The organism is Enterobacter sp. PL_is511 (assembly GCF_055816065.1).
Genome location: NZ_JBVPGP010000022.1, coordinates 155234 through 171489, shown reverse-complemented (window position 1 = coordinate 171489; position 16256 = coordinate 155234). Strand labels below are relative to the sequence as shown.

14 protein-coding genes are annotated in these 16256 nt (G+C 55.5%); 6 read left to right on the top strand and 8 right to left on the bottom strand.

Annotated elements, in window-relative coordinates:
* Positions 1-2 precede the first annotated feature (2 nt).
* The gene (locus tag AC0TN7_RS11830) at positions 3-1064 is read left to right on the top strand and encodes a fimbrial protein StkG (protein WP_248166021.1); all 1062 of its coding nucleotides are present in this window, start codon (positions 3-5) and stop codon (positions 1062-1064) included.
* Between the two features lies 1 nt (position 1065).
* Here the strand turns inward: AC0TN7_RS11830 and AC0TN7_RS11825 are convergent, their stop codons facing one another.
* The 4 genes from AC0TN7_RS11825 to AC0TN7_RS11810 form a co-directional block, all read right to left on the bottom strand.
* Positions 1066-2313: a polysaccharide deacetylase family protein gene (locus tag AC0TN7_RS11825; RefSeq protein ID WP_248166019.1), complete on the bottom strand. Its 1248-nt coding sequence runs from the start codon at positions 2311-2313 to the stop codon at positions 1066-1068.
* Positions 2314-2377: 64 nt separating this feature from the next.
* Positions 2378-2818: a PTS sugar transporter subunit IIA gene (locus AC0TN7_RS11820; RefSeq protein ID WP_024907487.1), complete on the bottom strand. Its 441-nt coding sequence runs from the start codon at positions 2816-2818 to the stop codon at positions 2378-2380.
* Positions 2819-2922: 104 nt separating this feature from the next.
* Positions 2923-3693 carry an ABC transporter permease gene (locus tag AC0TN7_RS11815; protein ID WP_023334536.1) on the bottom strand — a complete coding sequence of 257 codons (771 nt, stop codon included), beginning with the start codon at positions 3691-3693 and terminating at the stop codon, positions 2923-2925.
* Positions 3690-4616 carry an ABC transporter ATP-binding protein gene (locus tag AC0TN7_RS11810; RefSeq protein ID WP_008501946.1) on the bottom strand — a complete coding sequence of 309 codons (927 nt, stop codon included), beginning with the start codon at positions 4614-4616 and terminating at the stop codon, positions 3690-3692. Before AC0TN7_RS11810 ends, AC0TN7_RS11815 begins: the two co-directional genes overlap by 4 nt.
* 107 nt (positions 4617-4723) lie before the next feature.
* Between AC0TN7_RS11810 and can the strand changes: the two genes are divergently transcribed.
* The gene (gene can / locus AC0TN7_RS11805; RefSeq protein WP_008501947.1) at positions 4724-5386 is read left to right on the top strand and encodes a carbonate dehydratase; all 663 of its coding nucleotides are present in this window, start codon (positions 4724-4726) and stop codon (positions 5384-5386) included.
* Between the two features lie 61 nt (positions 5387-5447).
* On the opposite strand, the gene hpt is transcribed toward can, so the two are convergent.
* Complete coding sequence (hpt, locus tag AC0TN7_RS11800) at positions 5448-5984, bottom strand: hypoxanthine phosphoribosyltransferase (protein ID WP_008501948.1); 537 nt, start codon at positions 5982-5984, stop codon at positions 5448-5450.
* A 208-nt stretch (positions 5985-6192) separates the two neighbouring features.
* Between hpt and AC0TN7_RS11795 the strand changes: the two genes are divergently transcribed.
* On the top strand, positions 6193-8583 hold the full coding sequence (locus tag AC0TN7_RS11795; protein WP_473702170.1) for a glucose/quinate/shikimate family membrane-bound PQQ-dependent dehydrogenase: 2391 nt from the start codon (positions 6193-6195) through the stop codon (positions 8581-8583).
* Between the two features lie 90 nt (positions 8584-8673).
* On the opposite strand, the gene cueO is transcribed toward AC0TN7_RS11795, so the two are convergent.
* Positions 8674-10242 (bottom strand): multicopper oxidase CueO, encoded by a 1569-nt coding sequence (cueO, locus tag AC0TN7_RS11790; protein WP_473702169.1) that lies wholly within the window; start codon positions 10240-10242, stop codon positions 8674-8676.
* 145 nt (positions 10243-10387) lie between these two features.
* On the opposite strand from cueO, the gene AC0TN7_RS11785 reads away from it, so the two are divergent.
* From AC0TN7_RS11785 to speD, 3 genes are all read left to right on the top strand, one after another.
* Positions 10388-10735, top strand: coding sequence for a YacC family pilotin-like protein (locus tag AC0TN7_RS11785; RefSeq protein ID WP_014882582.1), 348 nt, complete (start codon positions 10388-10390; stop codon positions 10733-10735).
* A 114-nt stretch (positions 10736-10849) separates the two neighbouring features.
* On the top strand, positions 10850-11719 hold the full coding sequence (gene speE, locus AC0TN7_RS11780; protein WP_023310424.1) for a polyamine aminopropyltransferase: 870 nt from the start codon (positions 10850-10852) through the stop codon (positions 11717-11719).
* On the top strand, positions 11720-12514 hold the full coding sequence (gene speD / locus AC0TN7_RS11775; RefSeq protein WP_023334531.1) for an adenosylmethionine decarboxylase: 795 nt from the start codon (positions 11720-11722) through the stop codon (positions 12512-12514).
* Between the two features lie 31 nt (positions 12515-12545).
* On the opposite strand, the gene yacL is transcribed toward speD, so the two are convergent.
* Both yacL and acnB read right to left on the bottom strand, forming a co-directional pair.
* Positions 12546-12908 carry a protein YacL gene (gene yacL, locus AC0TN7_RS11770; RefSeq protein WP_039024350.1) on the bottom strand — a complete coding sequence of 121 codons (363 nt, stop codon included), beginning with the start codon at positions 12906-12908 and terminating at the stop codon, positions 12546-12548.
* A 190-nt stretch (positions 12909-13098) separates the two neighbouring features.
* Complete coding sequence (gene acnB, locus AC0TN7_RS11765; protein ID WP_032645211.1) at positions 13099-15696, bottom strand: bifunctional aconitate hydratase 2/2-methylisocitrate dehydratase; 2598 nt, start codon at positions 15694-15696, stop codon at positions 13099-13101.
* Positions 15697-16256: the final 560 nt, after the last annotated feature.

Here is a 16256-nt window from a genome sequence, read left to right as displayed (position 1 = left end):
TGATGAGACTGAAACGCTTTTGGCTCACGCTGATTGCGCTTAGCGCCTCTGGCGCAGCGCAGGCCGCCATGGAGTGTAAATTTAATGACGGCAACGCCCGGACGATTATGCCAGGCATGTCAACGATGATCGTCCCGCTCCCGCCAGGAACCATTGCGGTGCCCACGCAGATCAGCCCCACGATCCTCCTGGAGTTTAACACACCGTTACAGTCCTCCTGCAACGTCGGTAACGATGGTGAAAGCGTCTGGCAAATGACCGACAACGCATTGCTGTGGGGAGACGTAAACGGTCACGCGACGTTTCGCACCAACGTGGAAGGCATTTACTATACCCTGGCGATTTATCCGGACGGAAATACCGTTACCGCGTGGTTTCCCCCACAATCGGGGGATTACTATGAAACCGGAGACGCGAATAACAATGAGGGCGCCGTCAACGCCAGGTACTGGCATGCCAGAATGGATATTTACCAGGATCCCACGTTTAAAGGTCTTCCCACAGACGTGGAGTTTTTAACGGCAGCGGGCGGCCCGCTAGGGCACGCGGTAATTGGCGATCCTCATACCGGAACCGAGAGCGATCATCCCCGCGTCCCGATCAATATCAATGAGATGTCGTTCCAGCTGCCGTTTCACGCACCCACCTGCGTGCTTCACGCGCCAACGACAGTTGATCTGGGTAACTGGTATCGTTCCGATCTGGAAAGCGACCGCACAACAGAGGTTCCGTTTAAAATCGAAGGCTCATGCGCAAACGTCATTGAGGTGGATGCCAAAGTGGTCTCAGAACATACTACGGCGGATGGGGCTCTCTTTACCAACGCGGTCAACGGTTCTACCGGCGTCACCCCCGCCAAAGGTGTGGGGGTAAAACTGCACTCACCCGCCTACTCGCAGATCCATAATAACCAGTCAGAAACTATCGCAGCAGGTAACCCGATAGGGACTCCGGTGTACCAGGTTAACGCCACCTATAAAGCCAAACTGGTGAAAACCAACACGGAAGCCGTCACCGCGGGCGTTTTCGGTACAACCATCACCTTCCAGGTGACCTACAAATAACCTACCCCTGCGGCTGGTTGCTGACCAGCCGCGACATGGTCTCCAGCGAATCCGTTCTTAAAATATACAGGCGCTTCAGCAAGAACGGATTATCCCCCGGCTTGACCTTCCCGCGTACCGTCGTCACCGCCAGATGAAACCCGGCATCATTTGCGGCTTTAATCGCCTTATCGTCGTAGCCGCCGAACGGATACGAGAGGTAAAGCACGTGCGGGTTAAACTGCGCCAGGTCCCTGCGCGAGCGCTTAAAATCAAACAAAATATTGTGATAGCTGCGGCTCAGTAAAATGGGCTGATGGTTGTCGTCGACGCGGTGCAGGAAGTGCGTGTGGGACTGATAGTCGAACACGTCATGCATCTGCTCCAGCTCCGACACGCTCATAAACTGCAGGGATTTCGGCGCCCATTTTTGCGGATGGCGCTTGATGCGCGAGGAGATAATAAACGCCGTCGCCTTAAAGCCATACGCTTTGAGGATCGGGTAAGCATAGCGGTTAACGGACTTCAGGCCGTCGTCGAAGGTAATCACCACCGATTTCGCCGGCAGATTCATTTTGTTACGCACATACCCTTCCAGCTGGTACATCGTCAGGGTGGTATAGCCCTGATCGCGCAGCCAGGTCATCTGGTTGCTGAATGCCCGCACGCTGGTGGTCGTGGAGGTATGGCGGAAACGGGTGTTCTCCTCGTCGCGCAAAATATGGTGATAGGTAATGACCGGAATGCCATTATCTTCCTGCGCGTCCAGGCTGCTGATCCACGCCAGGCGGTTGCCGATGCGGATCTGGAACCAGGTCTGATTGAGGCGATCTTTGAGCTTGTTCAGGATCGGATAGCGAAGATTGGCACTTAAGGTGCCGAAGGGTGCGCTACCGTTGTTCGGGGCGTTATAAACGGGCGTGTCTTTCCACGTTATCAGGTTTTGATTGCTCAGCGGTTTATTCAGATCCCCCAGCCCATCCTCGACGCGCTGTTTACCCTGAACCGGCTCCAGATGTCCCTTGTCGATAAAGCCCGTGCCAAATCCGAAGCGAAATTCATAGTAGTCCGCCGCCGCAGGCACCACCGCAAGGATCTGCCCTGCCCGCACGTTGCCGACGTTAATAACGCTGTTGCCGACCTGCGCCCAAATCGCCGCATCTTCGGTGGTTTGCATATATTGGGCAGGCAGTCTTTGCTGACTTAATAAACTGGCAGAAGAAGTGCCGGACACGAACATCAACAGCAGAAAAACAATACGCGTGAACATGAGGGTCTTATTCGAAGCGGAAATACTTATGCCATTGTAGCAAAAGCGACATCAATACCAACGTTTAATTCTTATACAGATCATGGAGCAGGACGAAAGGAGGATTTTTTTGCTGCTGATGCCACAAGCTGCTGACGTCCGGTGTACCCTGCGCGACGATAGCGTTTCGGAACCCGGCGCTGGTTAACGTTTCACGCTGCGGATACATCGCTTCAAGTAATGGAAGGCTGATGCCCGAGATCACCTCACAGCAATCATGCTTATGGCTCAGCAAAGCGGCTGCGCGGTAAGGCGCCGCGCCCGATTTATCGGTCAAAAAAATCACGCCATCACCGGTGTCCGTTTCATGCAGGGCATCGCACATCATGCGGCTCAGCATGTTAGTGCTCAACCCGCGCCAGTAATTTACCGCCCGGCATTGCGCCAGCGGGCCAAATCTGGCTTCAAGCTTGTCCAGCATGTCCTGCGCCCGTTCATCGTGGCAGGTGATAACCCATCCCAGCATAACTCTCTCCTTAGCAGGCAAGTAGTTTAGCGGAGTGAAGGTTAGCTTTCGGTGATAACTGTCAAAGAAAGTGCCCGGCAAACAGAATGTCGCCGGGCAAAAGATTAGCTGCGCAGACCGCGCCCGCGCTGGATCAGATACCAGCACAGCAGGTAGAAGGCGATGATGAACACCACCAGCACCGCCACCGTGGTAAACAGCGGCACGTCAGTGATACCGAGGAAGCCAAAACGGAAGCCGCTGATCATGTAGACAATCGGATTCAGGTGCGACAGCGCCTGCCAGAACGGTGGCAGCAGCGTCAGGGAGTAGAACACCCCGCCGAGATAGGTCAACGGCGTCAGCACGAAGGTCGGGATCAGGCTGATGTCGTCAAACGTTTTGGCGAACACGGCGTTCAGCAGACCGGCCAGCGAGAACAGGATCGCCGTCAGGAGCAGCGTCAGCGCCACAAACAGCCACGAGTGCACCTGGAACGGCACGAAGAACAGCGAAATCGCCGTGACCAGGATCCCCACGCACAGCCCGCGCGCCACGCCGCCGCCGACATAGCCGGCGATAATAACGTGCGTCGGTACCGGCGCGACCAGCAGCTCTTCGATGTTGCGCTGGAACTTGGCGCTGAAGAATGACGACGCCACGTTGGCATAGGCGTTGGTGATCACCGCCATCATAATCAGGCCCGGCACGATAAACTGCATATAGGTAAAGCCGTGCATCTCACCAATCCGGGAACCTATCAGGTTACCGAAAATAATGAAGTACAGAGTCATCGTAATGACCGGCGGCACCAGGGTTTGCACCCAGATGCGCATGAAGCGGTTAATCTCTTTCGCCCAGATACTTTTCAGCGCGACCCAGTAAAGATGCGTCATGCCTTGTCTCCTTGTTTATCCTGCACCAGAGAGACAAACAGCTCTTCCAGTCGGTTCGCTTTGTTACGCATACTTAAGACCTGAATCCCCTGCGCGCTCAGCTGCGAGAACACGCTGTTGATGCCCTGCTCGCGCAGCACTTCCACTTCCAGCGTCGAGGTATCGACAAGACGATACTGATACCCTTCCAGCTTCGGCAGTGGACTTTTTGCCGCCAGATCGAGAATGAAGGTTTCTGATTTCAGCTTGGAGAGCAGGTTCTTCATCGAAGTGTTTTCCACCAGCTCGCCGTGCTGAATGATGCCGATGTTGCGGCACAGCATTTCAGCCTCTTCAAGGTAGTGGGTGGTCAGAATAATGGTGGTGCCTTTGTCGTTGAGATCTTTCAGGAAGCCCCACATGGAACGACGAAGTTCGATATCGACGCCCGCCGTCGGCTCATCAAGGATCAGCAGCTTTGGCTCGTGCATCAGCGCGCGGGCAATCATCAGGCGGCGCTTCATCCCGCCGGACAACATCCGCGCGCGTTCGTTACGCTTTTCCCACAGGTCGAGCTGCTTGAGGTACTTTTCGCTCCGCTCCAGGGCCTCTTTACGCTCGACGCCGTAATAACCCGCCTGGTTAACAACGATCTGCTGCACCGTCTCAAACGGGTTGAAGTTGAACTCCTGCGGCACCAGACCCAGCTGGCGCTTGGCGTTCACCACATCTTTTTGCAGGTCGTAACCAAAGACGCTCACCCGGCCGGAGGTTTTATTGACCAGCGAACTGATGATCCCAATGGTGGTCGATTTCCCCGCCCCGTTCGGCCCCAGAAGCGCATAAAAATCACCGGCCTCTACTTTTAGATCTATTCCGCGCAGCGCCTGAACGCCGCCCGGATAGGTTTTTTTAAGCTGCTCAAGCTCCAGTGCAATTGCCATGAAATTAACTTACCTTCCGTTCTGACACACGTTGTGTGGTTTCATTAAAAGTCGGGTTACCCTATAGTAGCGCAACGCAATTACTCGGTTACAGGTCGCTAACCTCCATGAACAACATAGATACACTCATCAGCAACAATGCACTATGGTCAAAAATGCTGGTGGAGGAAGACCCCGGATTTTTTGGAAAACTCGCGCAGGCGCAAAACCCACGCTTTCTCTGGATTGGATGCTCCGACAGCCGCGTACCGGCGGAGCGCCTGACCGGCCTCGAGCCCGGCGAACTGTTTGTTCACCGCAACGTTGCCAACCTGGTGATTCACACCGATCTCAACTGTCTTTCTGTTGTTCAGTATGCCGTTGACGTTCTGCAAGTCGAGCACATCATCATTTGCGGCCACTACGGCTGCGGCGGCGTGCAGGCGGCGGTTGAAAACACGGAACTGGGGCTCATTGATAACTGGCTGCTGCACATCCGCGATATCTGGTTCAAACATAGCTCACTGCTGGGCGAAATGCCGCAGGAGCGTCGCATGGATACCCTGTGCGAACTCAACGTGATGGAGCAGGTGTATAACCTGGGCCACTCAACGATCATGCAATCGGCGTGGAAACGCGGGCAGAAGGTCTCGATCCACGGCTGGGCGTACGGCATTCACGACGGTCTGCTGCGCAACCTGGAAGTGACCGCCACCAATCGCGAAACGCTGGAGCAGCGTTACCGTTCGGGAATTGCCAACCTTCAGCTTAAGCATGTGAACCATAAATAAAGCCGGGGATTTTCTCCCTCTCCCTGTGGGAGAGGGCCGGGGTGAGGGCATCAGCCCGCAATTACTCGTCCAGCAATACCACTTTTCCAACATACGGCAGATGGCGATAACGCTGCGCGTAGTCAATGCCGTAACCGACGACGAACTCGTCCGGGATAGAAAAACCGACAAACTCTACCGGCACCTGCACTTCACGGCGGTCAGGCTTATCCAGCAGGGTGCAAATCGCCAGCGATTTTGGCTCACGCAGGCTCAGGATCTCGCGCACTTTTGACAGCGTGTTGCCGGAGTCGATGATGTCCTCAACGATCAACACATCTTTACCACGAATATCTTCATCCAGATCTTTCAGGATTTTCACATCACGGGTGGTGGACATGCCGCTGCCGTAGCTGGAGGCGGTCATAAAATCGACCTCATGGGGCACATGCACTTCACGGCACAGGTCCGCCATGAACATGAAAGAGCCGCGCAACAGACCGACCAGCACCATTTCACTGCCGCTGTCCTTGTAATGTTCGGTGATTTGACGACCCAGTTCGGCGATACGCGCTTTGATCTCGGCTTCCGGGATCATCACTTCAACAGTATGTTTCATATTACTAACCAAATGATTTTGATGAAAATCTCTCAATACGGATGAGTTAATATCCAGCACTGATACGCAAGCCAGCCATTATATCAGCAAATGGATAACCCTGGCGTATGAGTTATAAAAAGCAAATATTGTGATTCCGATCACACTTGTTAATACCTATAATTAGTTGCTAGCAAATTATTAACAAAAACTGACGAGTACACTTTCTATGGCTGAAACAAACTCTAAACAGCCGCGTCTACTGGTGACATTAACAGCGGCGTTCGCAGCCTTCTGCGCGCTGTATCTGTTAATCGGTGGCGTCTGGCTGGTCGCGATCGGCGGCTCCTGGTACTACCCGATTGCGGGCCTGGTTATGCTTGGCGTAACCGTCCTGCTCTGGCGTAGAAAACAATCTGCACTGTGGCTGTATGCCGCACTCCTTCTTGCCACCATGATCTGGGGCGTCTGGGAAGTCGGCTTTGACTTCTGGGCGCTGACGCCGCGCAGCGACATCCTGGTCTTCTTCGGTATCTGGCTGATCCTGCCGTTCGTGTGGCGTCGCCTGATTGTGCCTTCCAGCGGTGCTGTGGCGGGCCTGGTTGTTGCCCTGCTGATTACCGGCGGCATTCTGACCTGGGCCGGTTTTAACGACCCGCAGGAGATCAACGGTACGCTGAACGCAGAATCGACGCCTGCGGCGGCTATCTCGCAGGTGGCGGACGGCGACTGGCCTGCGTATGGTCGTAATCAGGAAGGTCAACGCTACTCTCCGCTGAAGCAGATCAACGCGGACAACGTTAAGAACCTGAAAGAAGCCTGGGTATTCCGTACCGGCGACCTGAAGATGCCGAACGATCCGGGCGAGCTGACCAACGAAGTCACCCCGATCAAAGTGGGCAACATGCTTTATCTGTGTACGGCGCACCAGCGTCTGTTCGCGCTCGACGCGGCCACCGGTAAAGAGAAATGGCACTTCGATCCGCAGCTGAACTCCAACCCGTCCTTCCAGCACGTGACCTGCCGTGGCGTCTCTTATCACGAAGCGCGCGCCGATAACGCGAGCCCGGAAGTGGTTGCCGACTGTCCGCGCCGCATCATGCTGCCGGTGAACGATGGCCGTCTGTTCGCCATCAATGCCGAAACGGGCAAGCTGTGCGAAACCTTTGCCAATAAAGGTATCCTGAATCTGCAGACCAATATGCCGGACACCACGCCGGGTCTGTATGAGCCAACCTCGCCGCCGATCATCACCGATAAAACCATCGTGATTGCCGGTTCGGTAACGGATAACTTCTCCACGCGTGAAACCTCCGGCGTTATCCGCGGTTTCGACGTGAATACCGGTAAACTGCTGTGGGCCTTCGACCCGGGCGCGAAAGATCCGAATGCGATCCCGTCGGACGAGCACACCTTTACCTTTAACTCGCCAAACTCCTGGGCCCCGGCTGCGTATGACGCGAAGCTGGACCTGGTCTACCTGCCGATGGGCGTTACTACGCCAGATATCTGGGGCGGTAACCGCACGCCGGAGCAGGAACGTTATGCCAGCGCTATTGTGGCATTGAACGCGACCACCGGTAAGCTGGCCTGGAGCTATCAGACCGTACACCACGATCTGTGGGATATGGATATGCCGTCCCAGCCGACGCTGGCGGACATTACCGTTAACGGCAAAACCGTTCCGGTGATTTACGCCCCGGCCAAGACCGGCAACATCTTCGTTCTGGATCGCAGCAACGGCAAGCTGGTTGTGCCGGCACCGGAAAAACCGGTTCCGCAGGGTGCGGCGAAAGGCGATTACGTCAGCAAAACCCAGCCGTTCTCTGACCTGAGCTTCCGTCCGAAGAAAGACCTCAGCGGGGCAGACATGTGGGGTGCCACGATGTTTGACCAGCTGGTGTGCCGCGTGATGTTCCATCAGCTGCGCTATGAAGGCATCTTCACGCCGCCTTCTGAGCAGGGCACGCTGGTCTTCCCGGGTAACCTGGGGATGTTCGAGTGGGGCGGGATCTCCGTTGACCCGAACCGTCAGGTCGCGATTGCCAACCCAATGGCGCTGCCGTTCGTTTCCCGTCTGATCCCACGCGGTCCGGGCAACCCAATGGAGCAGCCGAAAGACGCGAAAGGCAGCGGTACCGAAGCCGGTATTCAGCCGCAGTATGGCGTACCGTTCGGCGTAACGCTGAACCCGTTCCTGTCGCCGTTTGGCCTGCCGTGTAAACAGCCTGCCTGGGGTTATATCTCCGGCCTGGATCTGAAAACCAATCAGATCGTGTGGAAAAAACGTATTGGTACCCCGCAGGACAGCATGCCGTTCCCGATGCCGGTTCCGGTGCCGTTCAATATGGGTATGCCAATGCTGGGTGGCCCAATTTCCACCGCCGGTAACGTGCTGTTCATCGCGGCAACCGCAGATAACTACCTGCGCGCGTACAACATGACCAACGGTGAGAAACTGTGGCAAGGCCGTCTGCCGGCTGGCGGACAGGCTACCCCGATGACCTATGAAGTGAATGGCAAGCAGTACGTTGTCATCTCCGCGGGCGGTCACGGTTCGTTTGGCACGAAGATGGGCGACTATATTGTCGCGTATGCGTTGCCTGACGAAGGCAAATAAAAGCAAAACGGCAACCTCGGTTGCCGTTTTTGTGTTTGTTCCCTCTCCCTGTGGGAGAGGGCCAGGGTGAGGGCATCAGGCCGCACTGTTTTAAACAGTGAACCCGAGCATCATCCCCGTATCTTCATGCTCCAGCAGATGGCAGTGCGCCATATAGGCAAACTCCTTCGGCGCGTCGTGGTCAAACTTCACCAGCACCTCGCTGACGCCGCCTTCCACTCTCACCGTATCTTTCCAGCCCGCGCGATGCGCATCCGGCGCTTTACCGTTTTCTGAGAGAATGCGGAACTGCGTACCGTGAATGTGGAACGGATGCAGCATCATGTCCCCTTCGCCCGAAATCATCCAGCGCTCAAACTGACCCTTTGTCGCAGCAAACATCGGCGTGTTCATGTCGAACGCTTTACCGTTGATCATATTGGCGTTGTGGAAATCAAAGCCATGGTCGCCGTGATCCATGTTCCCCATGCCGCCCATTTTGCCGTGGTCCATATTCATATGACCCATCATCTGCCCGTGATGCATCCCCGCCATCGCCTTATCGCCATATTTCGCCATTAGCGCCTGCATGCCCATCATATCGAGCATCGGGTTCATGGAGAGCTGTAGCTTACGCTGCGTAAGCCCATCAAGCGACGGGAGTGCTGGCAGAGTGGTTAACGTATCAGGCAGCGTGCCGGAAGCGGTTACCAGTAACGGCTGAATACGCAGCACCGGATGCGGCTTGTCAAACGGTGCGACCGCCATCCCCATCTGGCTAACCGGCAGGGTCACAAGATCAAACGCCTTGCCGTCGCTGATATCCACCAGCACCTCAAAGCGTTCTCCCATCAGCATCGGCAGTTCGCTTACTTTTACCGGCTCCGGCAGAAGTCCACCGTCGCTTGCCACTACGTACAGCGGGCGCTTATCGCTGGCGGCGAAGTTCAGCGAACGCGCGTTACAGCCATTGAGCAGACGCAGGCGCAGCCAGCCTTTGGGTGCGGCGTGCTGAGGATAAATGGCGCCGTTGGTCAACAGCGTGTCGCCAAACCAGCCTACCGCCGCGCTCATCACGTCCAGCTGGTAGTCAATTTGCCCGTCCGCGGTGAATTTCTTGTCCTGCACAATCACCGGCACGTCGTCGATGCCCCACTGTTTCGGCAGGCGCAGCAGGCGACTTTCGTCGTCTTCAATCAGCACCAGCCCCGCCAGCCCCATCGCCACCTGGTGGCCCGTTTTGCCATGCTGATGCGGATGGAACCAGCAGGTCGCCGCGCGCTGGTCGGGCGTAAAGGTGACGCTGCGCGTGCCGCCCGCTTTGATGACGCCCTGCGGCCCGCCGTCTACCTCGCCCGGCACTTCCAGCCCGTGCCAGTGCAGCGTCGTCTCTTCGGCAAGCGTGTTGTGGATATCCACCGTCACCGTCTTCCCTTTGCGCAGCTGCAGCGCCGGGCCGAGCAGATTGCCGTTATAGCCCCAGGTCGTGGCGTTGTGCGCACCGAACAGCGTGTTGCCGGACTGAACAACAAGCTTGATACGGCTACGGGCATCCGCGGTCAGCAAGTCAGGGATAGGTAAGGCAGGCCTGTCAGCCGCGAAAACCGCGCGGCTCCAGAGGGGTAATGCACTGGCAGCACCCAGCGCCACGGAATATTTTAAAAAATCACGACGTTGCATGTTCATTTCCTTATTTCCAGCAGGCGATCTTTTGAGCATAAACCCTCCCCTTACCGGAAGGTCAAGTCAAGCGGCAATAATAAAGATCGTCGCACTGGCATCAAGTATGCTAACGTTAATTTTCCGTGAAGAAGTGGTAGAAGCAATGAAGACGTTTTTCAGGACAATTTTGTTCGGTAGCCTGATGGCAATGTGTGCGAACAGCTATGCGCTAAGTGAAAATGAAGCGGAAGATATGGCCGATTTAACGGCGGTTTTTGTATTCCTGAAAAATGATTGTGGCTACCAGAATTTACCCAACGGGCAAATTCGCCGCGCGCTGGTCTTTTTTGCCCAGCAGAACCAGTGGGATCTCAGCAACTACGACAGCTTCGACATGAAGGCGCTCGGCGAAGACAGCTACCGCGACCTAAGCGGTATTGGTATCCCCACTGCCAAAAAATGCAAAGCGCTGGCTCGCGACTCACTCAGCCTGCTCGCCTACGTCAAATAACCTTCCCGACGCCCCCTGTTGAACCTCTGACCGTGCAACCGCGGTTAGAGTTAGCTATCATGTTTCGCTCATTTTTTGTGGGCGTAACGGATGTTTACACAGGAGGAGTTCGCTATGGCCGACCACACGTTGTGGCATGAAACCTTGCATGACCAGTTTGGTCAGTACTTTGCCGTTGATAACGTGCTCTATCATGAGAAAACCGATCACCAGGATCTGATCATCTTCGAGAATGCTGCCTTTGGCCGCGTGATGGCGCTGGACGGCGTCGTGCAAACCACCGAGCGAGATGAGTTCATCTATCATGAGATGATGACCCACGTCCCGCTGCTGGCGCACGGCCACGCGAAGCATGTTCTGATTATCGGCGGTGGCGACGGCGCAATGCTGCGTGAAGTTTCCCGCCATCGTTCCATTGAAACCATCACCATGGTGGAAATCGATGCGGGCGTCGTCTCTTTCTGCCGCCAGTACCTGCCCAACCACAATGCCGGCAGCTATGACGATCCGCGCTTTAGCCTGGTGATTGACGACGGCGTTAACTTCGTTAACCAGACCTCGCAGACCTTTGACGTGATCATCTCCGACTGCACCGACCCTATCGGCCCCGGCGCGTCACTGTTTACCTCCTCCTTCTACGAGGGCTGCAAGCGCTGCCTGAACCCGGGCGGGATCTTCGTCGCCCAAAATGGCGTCTGCTTCCTGCAGCAGGATGAAGCGCTGGATAGCCATCGTAAGCTCAGCACCTATTTCGATGATGTCAGCTTCTATCAGGCCGCTATTCCGACGTACTACGGCGGGATCATGACCTTTGCCTGGGCGACGGATAACGACGTATTACGTCATCTTTCCACCGAAATTATTCAGGCCCGCTTCCATCAGGCCGGTCTTCAGTGCCGATACTACAATCCGGCTATTCATACCGCAGCGTTTGCTCTGCCGCAGTACCTGCAAGACGCATTATCCACTAAGGGGGTGAGCTAATTGAAAAAGCTTAAACTGCATGGCTTTAACAACCTGACGAAAAGCCTGAGTTTTTGTATTTACGATATCTGCTATGCCAAAACAGCGGAAGAACGCGATGGTTACATCGCCTATATCGACGAACTCTACAACGCCAACCGTCTGACCGAGATCCTGTCAGAAACCTGTTCCATTATCGGCGCCAACATCCTGAACATCGCCCGACAGGATTATGAACCCCAGGGCGCCAGCGTGACCATCCTGGTCAGCGAAGAGCCGGTCGATCCTAAGCTTATCGACAAAACGGAACATCCGGGCCCGCTGCCGGAAGTGGTTGTTGCCCACCTGGATAAAAGCCATATCTGCGTCCATACCTACCCGGAGAGTCACCCGGAAGGTGGGCTGTGTACGTTCCGCGCCGATATTGAAGTGTCGACCTGCGGCGTGATTTCCCCGCTGAACGCGCTGAACTATCTCATCCATCAGCTGGAATCGGATATCGTCACGATTGATTACCGCGTGCGCGGTTTTACTCGTGATATCAACGGCATGAAGCACTTCATCGACCACGAAATCAACTCTATTCAGAACTTCATGTCCGACGACATGAAATCGCTGTATGACATGATGGACGTGAACGTGTACCAGGAAAACATCTTCCATACCAAAATGTTACTTAAGGAATTCGACCTTAAGCACTATATGTTCCACACGAAGCCGGAAGATTTGAGCGAAGAAGAGCGTAAGGCGATTACCGACCTGCTCTGGAAAGAAATGCGCGAGATCTACTACGGCCGTAATATTCCGGCCGTGTAAGTGTTGCCCGGAGCAGGGACGCTTCGGGAAGTTACCGCTGTTTCATGAACTCGCGGTAGGCATTCACTACCTGAAGGAAGTCTTCTACGCCGCACAGCGACAGGCTTTCTTCGTCATAGTAGCTCATCCCCTCTTCCATCTCGTCGCCTGAAAACTCGAGCTGGTTGGCGCGCACCATGACCTCTTCACCGTCCATCCACAGCGTGTATTCATGACCGGCGCGCTGCCAGGAGCGTTCACTGCCTTTCACCGTCTTTGCCGCCTGTTCAACCTCATCGAGAAGTGCGAGATTTTCTTTCACCTCTTCGTTAAACCAGTGTCCAACGGCTTCGTGGCCCATCGACATACGCACTTTCACCACTCCGGTGATGTCGCGCAGAAATTCGTAATCCATAGTGTTTTCCTCTGCAAAGCCATTAAGGTAATTATCGCAGCAGCGAGGAAGAAAAAAAGCGTGAGAGGTGGGAGGAATGAAAATAAAAAGGTGAGAGCAAGACCCTGCGGCCTGATGCCCTCACCCCGTCCCTCTCCCACGGGAGAGGGTGCAAACACTAAAAACCGTCTCGTAGAGACGGTTTTGCTGTTTATACCGCCGTCTGGAAGATAACCCCGTCAGCCTTCTCGGTGTACTGAGAGAGCTGGTCGAAGTTCAGATAGCGATAGGTATCCACCGCGGTCTTATCCACCTGAGCCACAAAGGTCTGGTACTCTTCCGGCGTTGGCAGTTTGCCAATCAGCGCCGCAACCGCCGCCAGCTCCGCAGAGGCCAGGAAGACGTTCGCACCGGTACCTAAACGGTTCGGGAAGTTACGGGTAGAGGTGGAGACCACCGTCGCGCCGTCGGCTACGCGCGCCTGGTTGCCCATGCACAGGGAACAGCCAGGAATTTCGATACGCGCACCGCTCTTACCAAACACGCTGTAGTAGCCCTCTTCGGTCAGCTGAGCCGCGTCCATACGGGTTGGCGGCGCCACCCACAGACGGGTTGGCAGCTGGCCTTTGTGGGTATCCAGAAGCTTACCGGCCGCACGGAAGTGACCGATGTTGGTCATGCAGGATCCGATGAACACTTCGTCGATCTTCTCGCCCTGAACTTCGGACAGCGGACGCGCGTCGTCCGGATCGTTCGGTGCACACAGGATTGGCTCTTTGATATCCGCCAGATCGATGTCGATCACCGCCGCGTACTCTGCGTCAGCATCGGCTTCCAGCAGCTGCGGATCGGCCAGCCATTTCTCCATGCCCTGGATACGACGCTCCAGCGTACGACGGTCGCCGTAGCCTTCTGCAATCATCCACTTCAGCAGCACGATGTTAGAGTTAAGATACTCAATAATCGGCTCTTTGTTCAGCTTGATGGTACAGCCCGCAGCTGAACGCTCAGCGGAGGCATCGGTCAGCTCGAACGCCTGCTCAACCTTCAGATCCGGCAGACCTTCGATTTCCAGGATACGGCCAGAGAAGATGTTTTTCTTCCCTTTCTTCTCAACGGTCAGCAGACCCTGTTTAATCGCATACAGCGGGATCGCGTGAACCAGGTCACGCAGGGTGATACCCGGCTGCATTTTACCTTTGAAGCGCACCAGCACCGATTCCGGCATATCCAGCGGCATCACGCCCGTCGCCGCGGCAAACGCCACCAGACCGGAGCCCGCCGGGAAAGAGATACCGATTGGGAAACGGGTATGGGAGTCACCGCCGGTACCCACGGTATCCGGCAGCAGCATGCGGTTCAGCCAGGAGTGGATTACGCCGTCGCCCGGACGCAGGGAAACACCGCCGCGGTTCATGATGAAGTCTGGCAGCGTGTGGTGCGTGGTTACGTCAACCGGCTTCGGATACGCCGCCGTGTGGCAGAAGGACTGCATCACCAGGTCAGAAGAGAAGCCCAGGCACGCCAGGTCCTTCAGTTCGTCACGGGTCATTGGGCCAGTGGTGTCCTGAGAGCCTACGGAGGTCATCTTCGGCTCACAGTATGCGCCAGGACGAACACCGGCGACGCCGCAGGCGCGACCGACCATTTTCTGCGCCAGAGAGTAACCGCGATTGCTTTCCGCCACGTCTTTCGCGTGACGGAATACGTCACTGTGCGGCAGACCCAGCGCTTCACGCGCTTTGGTGGTCAGGCCACGGCCGATGATCAGCGGAATACGGCCACCGGCACGCACTTCGTCGATCAGCACGTCGGTTTTCAGCTCAAAGCTCGCCAACAGCTCGTTAGTTTCGTGGTTACGCACTTCACCTTTGTACGGGTAAACGTCAATCACGTCGCCCATATTCAGGTTAGAAACATCCACTTCGATCGGCAGGGCGCCCGCATCTTCCATGGTGTTGAAGAAGATCGGTGCAATTTTACCGCCGAGGCACAGGCCGCCACCGCGCTTGTTTGGCACATGAGGGATGTCATCACCCATGAACCACAGCACGGAGTTGGTGGCGGACTTACGGGAAGAACCGGTACCTACAACGTCACCCACATAGGCCAGCGGGAACCCTTTTTTCTGCAGGGCTTCGATCTGTTTGATCGGGCCAACGCTGCCAGGCTGATCCGGCTCAATGCCTTCACGGGCGTTTTTCAGCATTGCCAGGGCGTGCAGAGGAATATCCGGGCGAGACCACGCGTCCGGTGCCGGAGAGAGGTCATCGGTGTTGGTTTCACCGGTCACTTTGAAGACGGTAACGGTGATTTTTTCAGCCAGCGCAGGACGGTTCAGGAACCATTCGGCATCCGCCCAGGACTGCATCACCTGCTTCGCATAGACGTTGCCTGCTTTGGCTTTTTCTTCTACATCGTAGAAGTTATCGAACATCAGCAGCGTGGAAGAGAGCGCTTTAGCGGCAATCGGTGCCAGCTTGTCGTTATCCAGCGCGTCAATCAGCGGATGAATGTTGTAACCACCCTGCATGGTGCCGAGCAGTTCAATGGCTTTTTCAGGAGTAACCAGTGGGGAGGTGGCTTCGCCTTTGGCGATAGCAGCAAGGAATCCGGCTTTTACGTAGGCAGCTTCATCTACGCCAGGCGGTACGCGGTTGATCAGCAGATCTAACAGGAATTCTTCTTCGCCCTTAGGCGGGTTCTTCAGCAGCTCGACGAGCGCGGCCATTTGGGTTGCATCTAAAGGTTTGGGTACAATTCCCTCGGCGGCACGTTCTGCTACGTGCTTACGGTATTCTTCTAGCACGACGGTTCTCCTCGCTCTCATTGTCATATGCGGCGGGCGTTCTCTTCACGCTCCTGTGAGACAGCAGTTTGTAGGGTAAATGCCCGATACCGCGTCGGGCAGCATAGCAGGATTTCTGCACAGTGTTAATCCGTTTACAAAAAAGCAACATTAAAAAATTTGCTGAATCGTTAAGCATGGTGTAGCGGGGTGAGGAGGTGAATTTTGGGGACAAAAAAACCGCCTGATAGCGGTTTATTTGTTGCCTTGCGGTGGTAGCACACCGGGTTGGCAGATTTGCGGCAATGCACTCGTCATGAATAATGCTCCTGAGTATGTAGATACACAAGCCCATATTTTGTGTTTACGAGCCGCCATCCAGTTTCGAATGAAAAAGAATGAAACTGCATTTCACCTCTTTTCAGTCCATTTAGGCTGTAATACTGTTGCGCTCGGCCTGCTTCGCTGGTGTAGCAACCAGTCACCGGGCCCGGAAGCAGTTCCGTAACCTACGCGGCAATGTACTCATTTGCCAGGTTCTGCCTTTCCCGGTGGAGAATGAACCCGCGTAGCCTGTTCAG

What these genes read in the sequence shown, in the direction of transcription:
- AC0TN7_RS11830 (WP_248166021.1), top strand. Translation starts at nt 3, where the DNA reads ATGAGACTGAAACGCTTTTGGCTCACGCTGATTGCGCTTAGCGCCTCT.
- AC0TN7_RS11825 (WP_248166019.1), bottom strand. Translation starts at nt 2,313, where the DNA reads ATGTTCACGCGTATTGTTTTTCTGCTGTTGATGTTCGTGTCCGGCACT.
- AC0TN7_RS11820 (WP_024907487.1), bottom strand. Translation starts at nt 2,818, where the DNA reads ATGCTGGGATGGGTTATCACCTGCCACGATGAACGGGCGCAGGACATG.
- AC0TN7_RS11815 (WP_023334536.1), bottom strand. Translation starts at nt 3,693, where the DNA reads ATGACGCATCTTTACTGGGTCGCGCTGAAAAGTATCTGGGCGAAAGAG.
- AC0TN7_RS11810 (WP_008501946.1), bottom strand. Translation starts at nt 4,616, where the DNA reads ATGGCAATTGCACTGGAGCTTGAGCAGCTTAAAAAAACCTATCCGGGC.
- can (WP_008501947.1), top strand. Translation starts at nt 4,724, where the DNA reads ATGAACAACATAGATACACTCATCAGCAACAATGCACTATGGTCAAAA.
- hpt (WP_008501948.1), bottom strand. Translation starts at nt 5,984, where the DNA reads ATGAAACATACTGTTGAAGTGATGATCCCGGAAGCCGAGATCAAAGCG.
- AC0TN7_RS11795 (WP_473702170.1), top strand. Translation starts at nt 6,193, where the DNA reads ATGGCTGAAACAAACTCTAAACAGCCGCGTCTACTGGTGACATTAACA.
- cueO (WP_473702169.1), bottom strand. Translation starts at nt 10,242, where the DNA reads ATGCAACGTCGTGATTTTTTAAAATATTCCGTGGCGCTGGGTGCTGCC.
- AC0TN7_RS11785 (WP_014882582.1), top strand. Translation starts at nt 10,388, where the DNA reads ATGAAGACGTTTTTCAGGACAATTTTGTTCGGTAGCCTGATGGCAATG.
- speE (WP_023310424.1), top strand. Translation starts at nt 10,850, where the DNA reads ATGGCCGACCACACGTTGTGGCATGAAACCTTGCATGACCAGTTTGGT.
- yacL (WP_039024350.1), bottom strand. Translation starts at nt 12,908, where the DNA reads ATGGATTACGAATTTCTGCGCGACATCACCGGAGTGGTGAAAGTGCGT.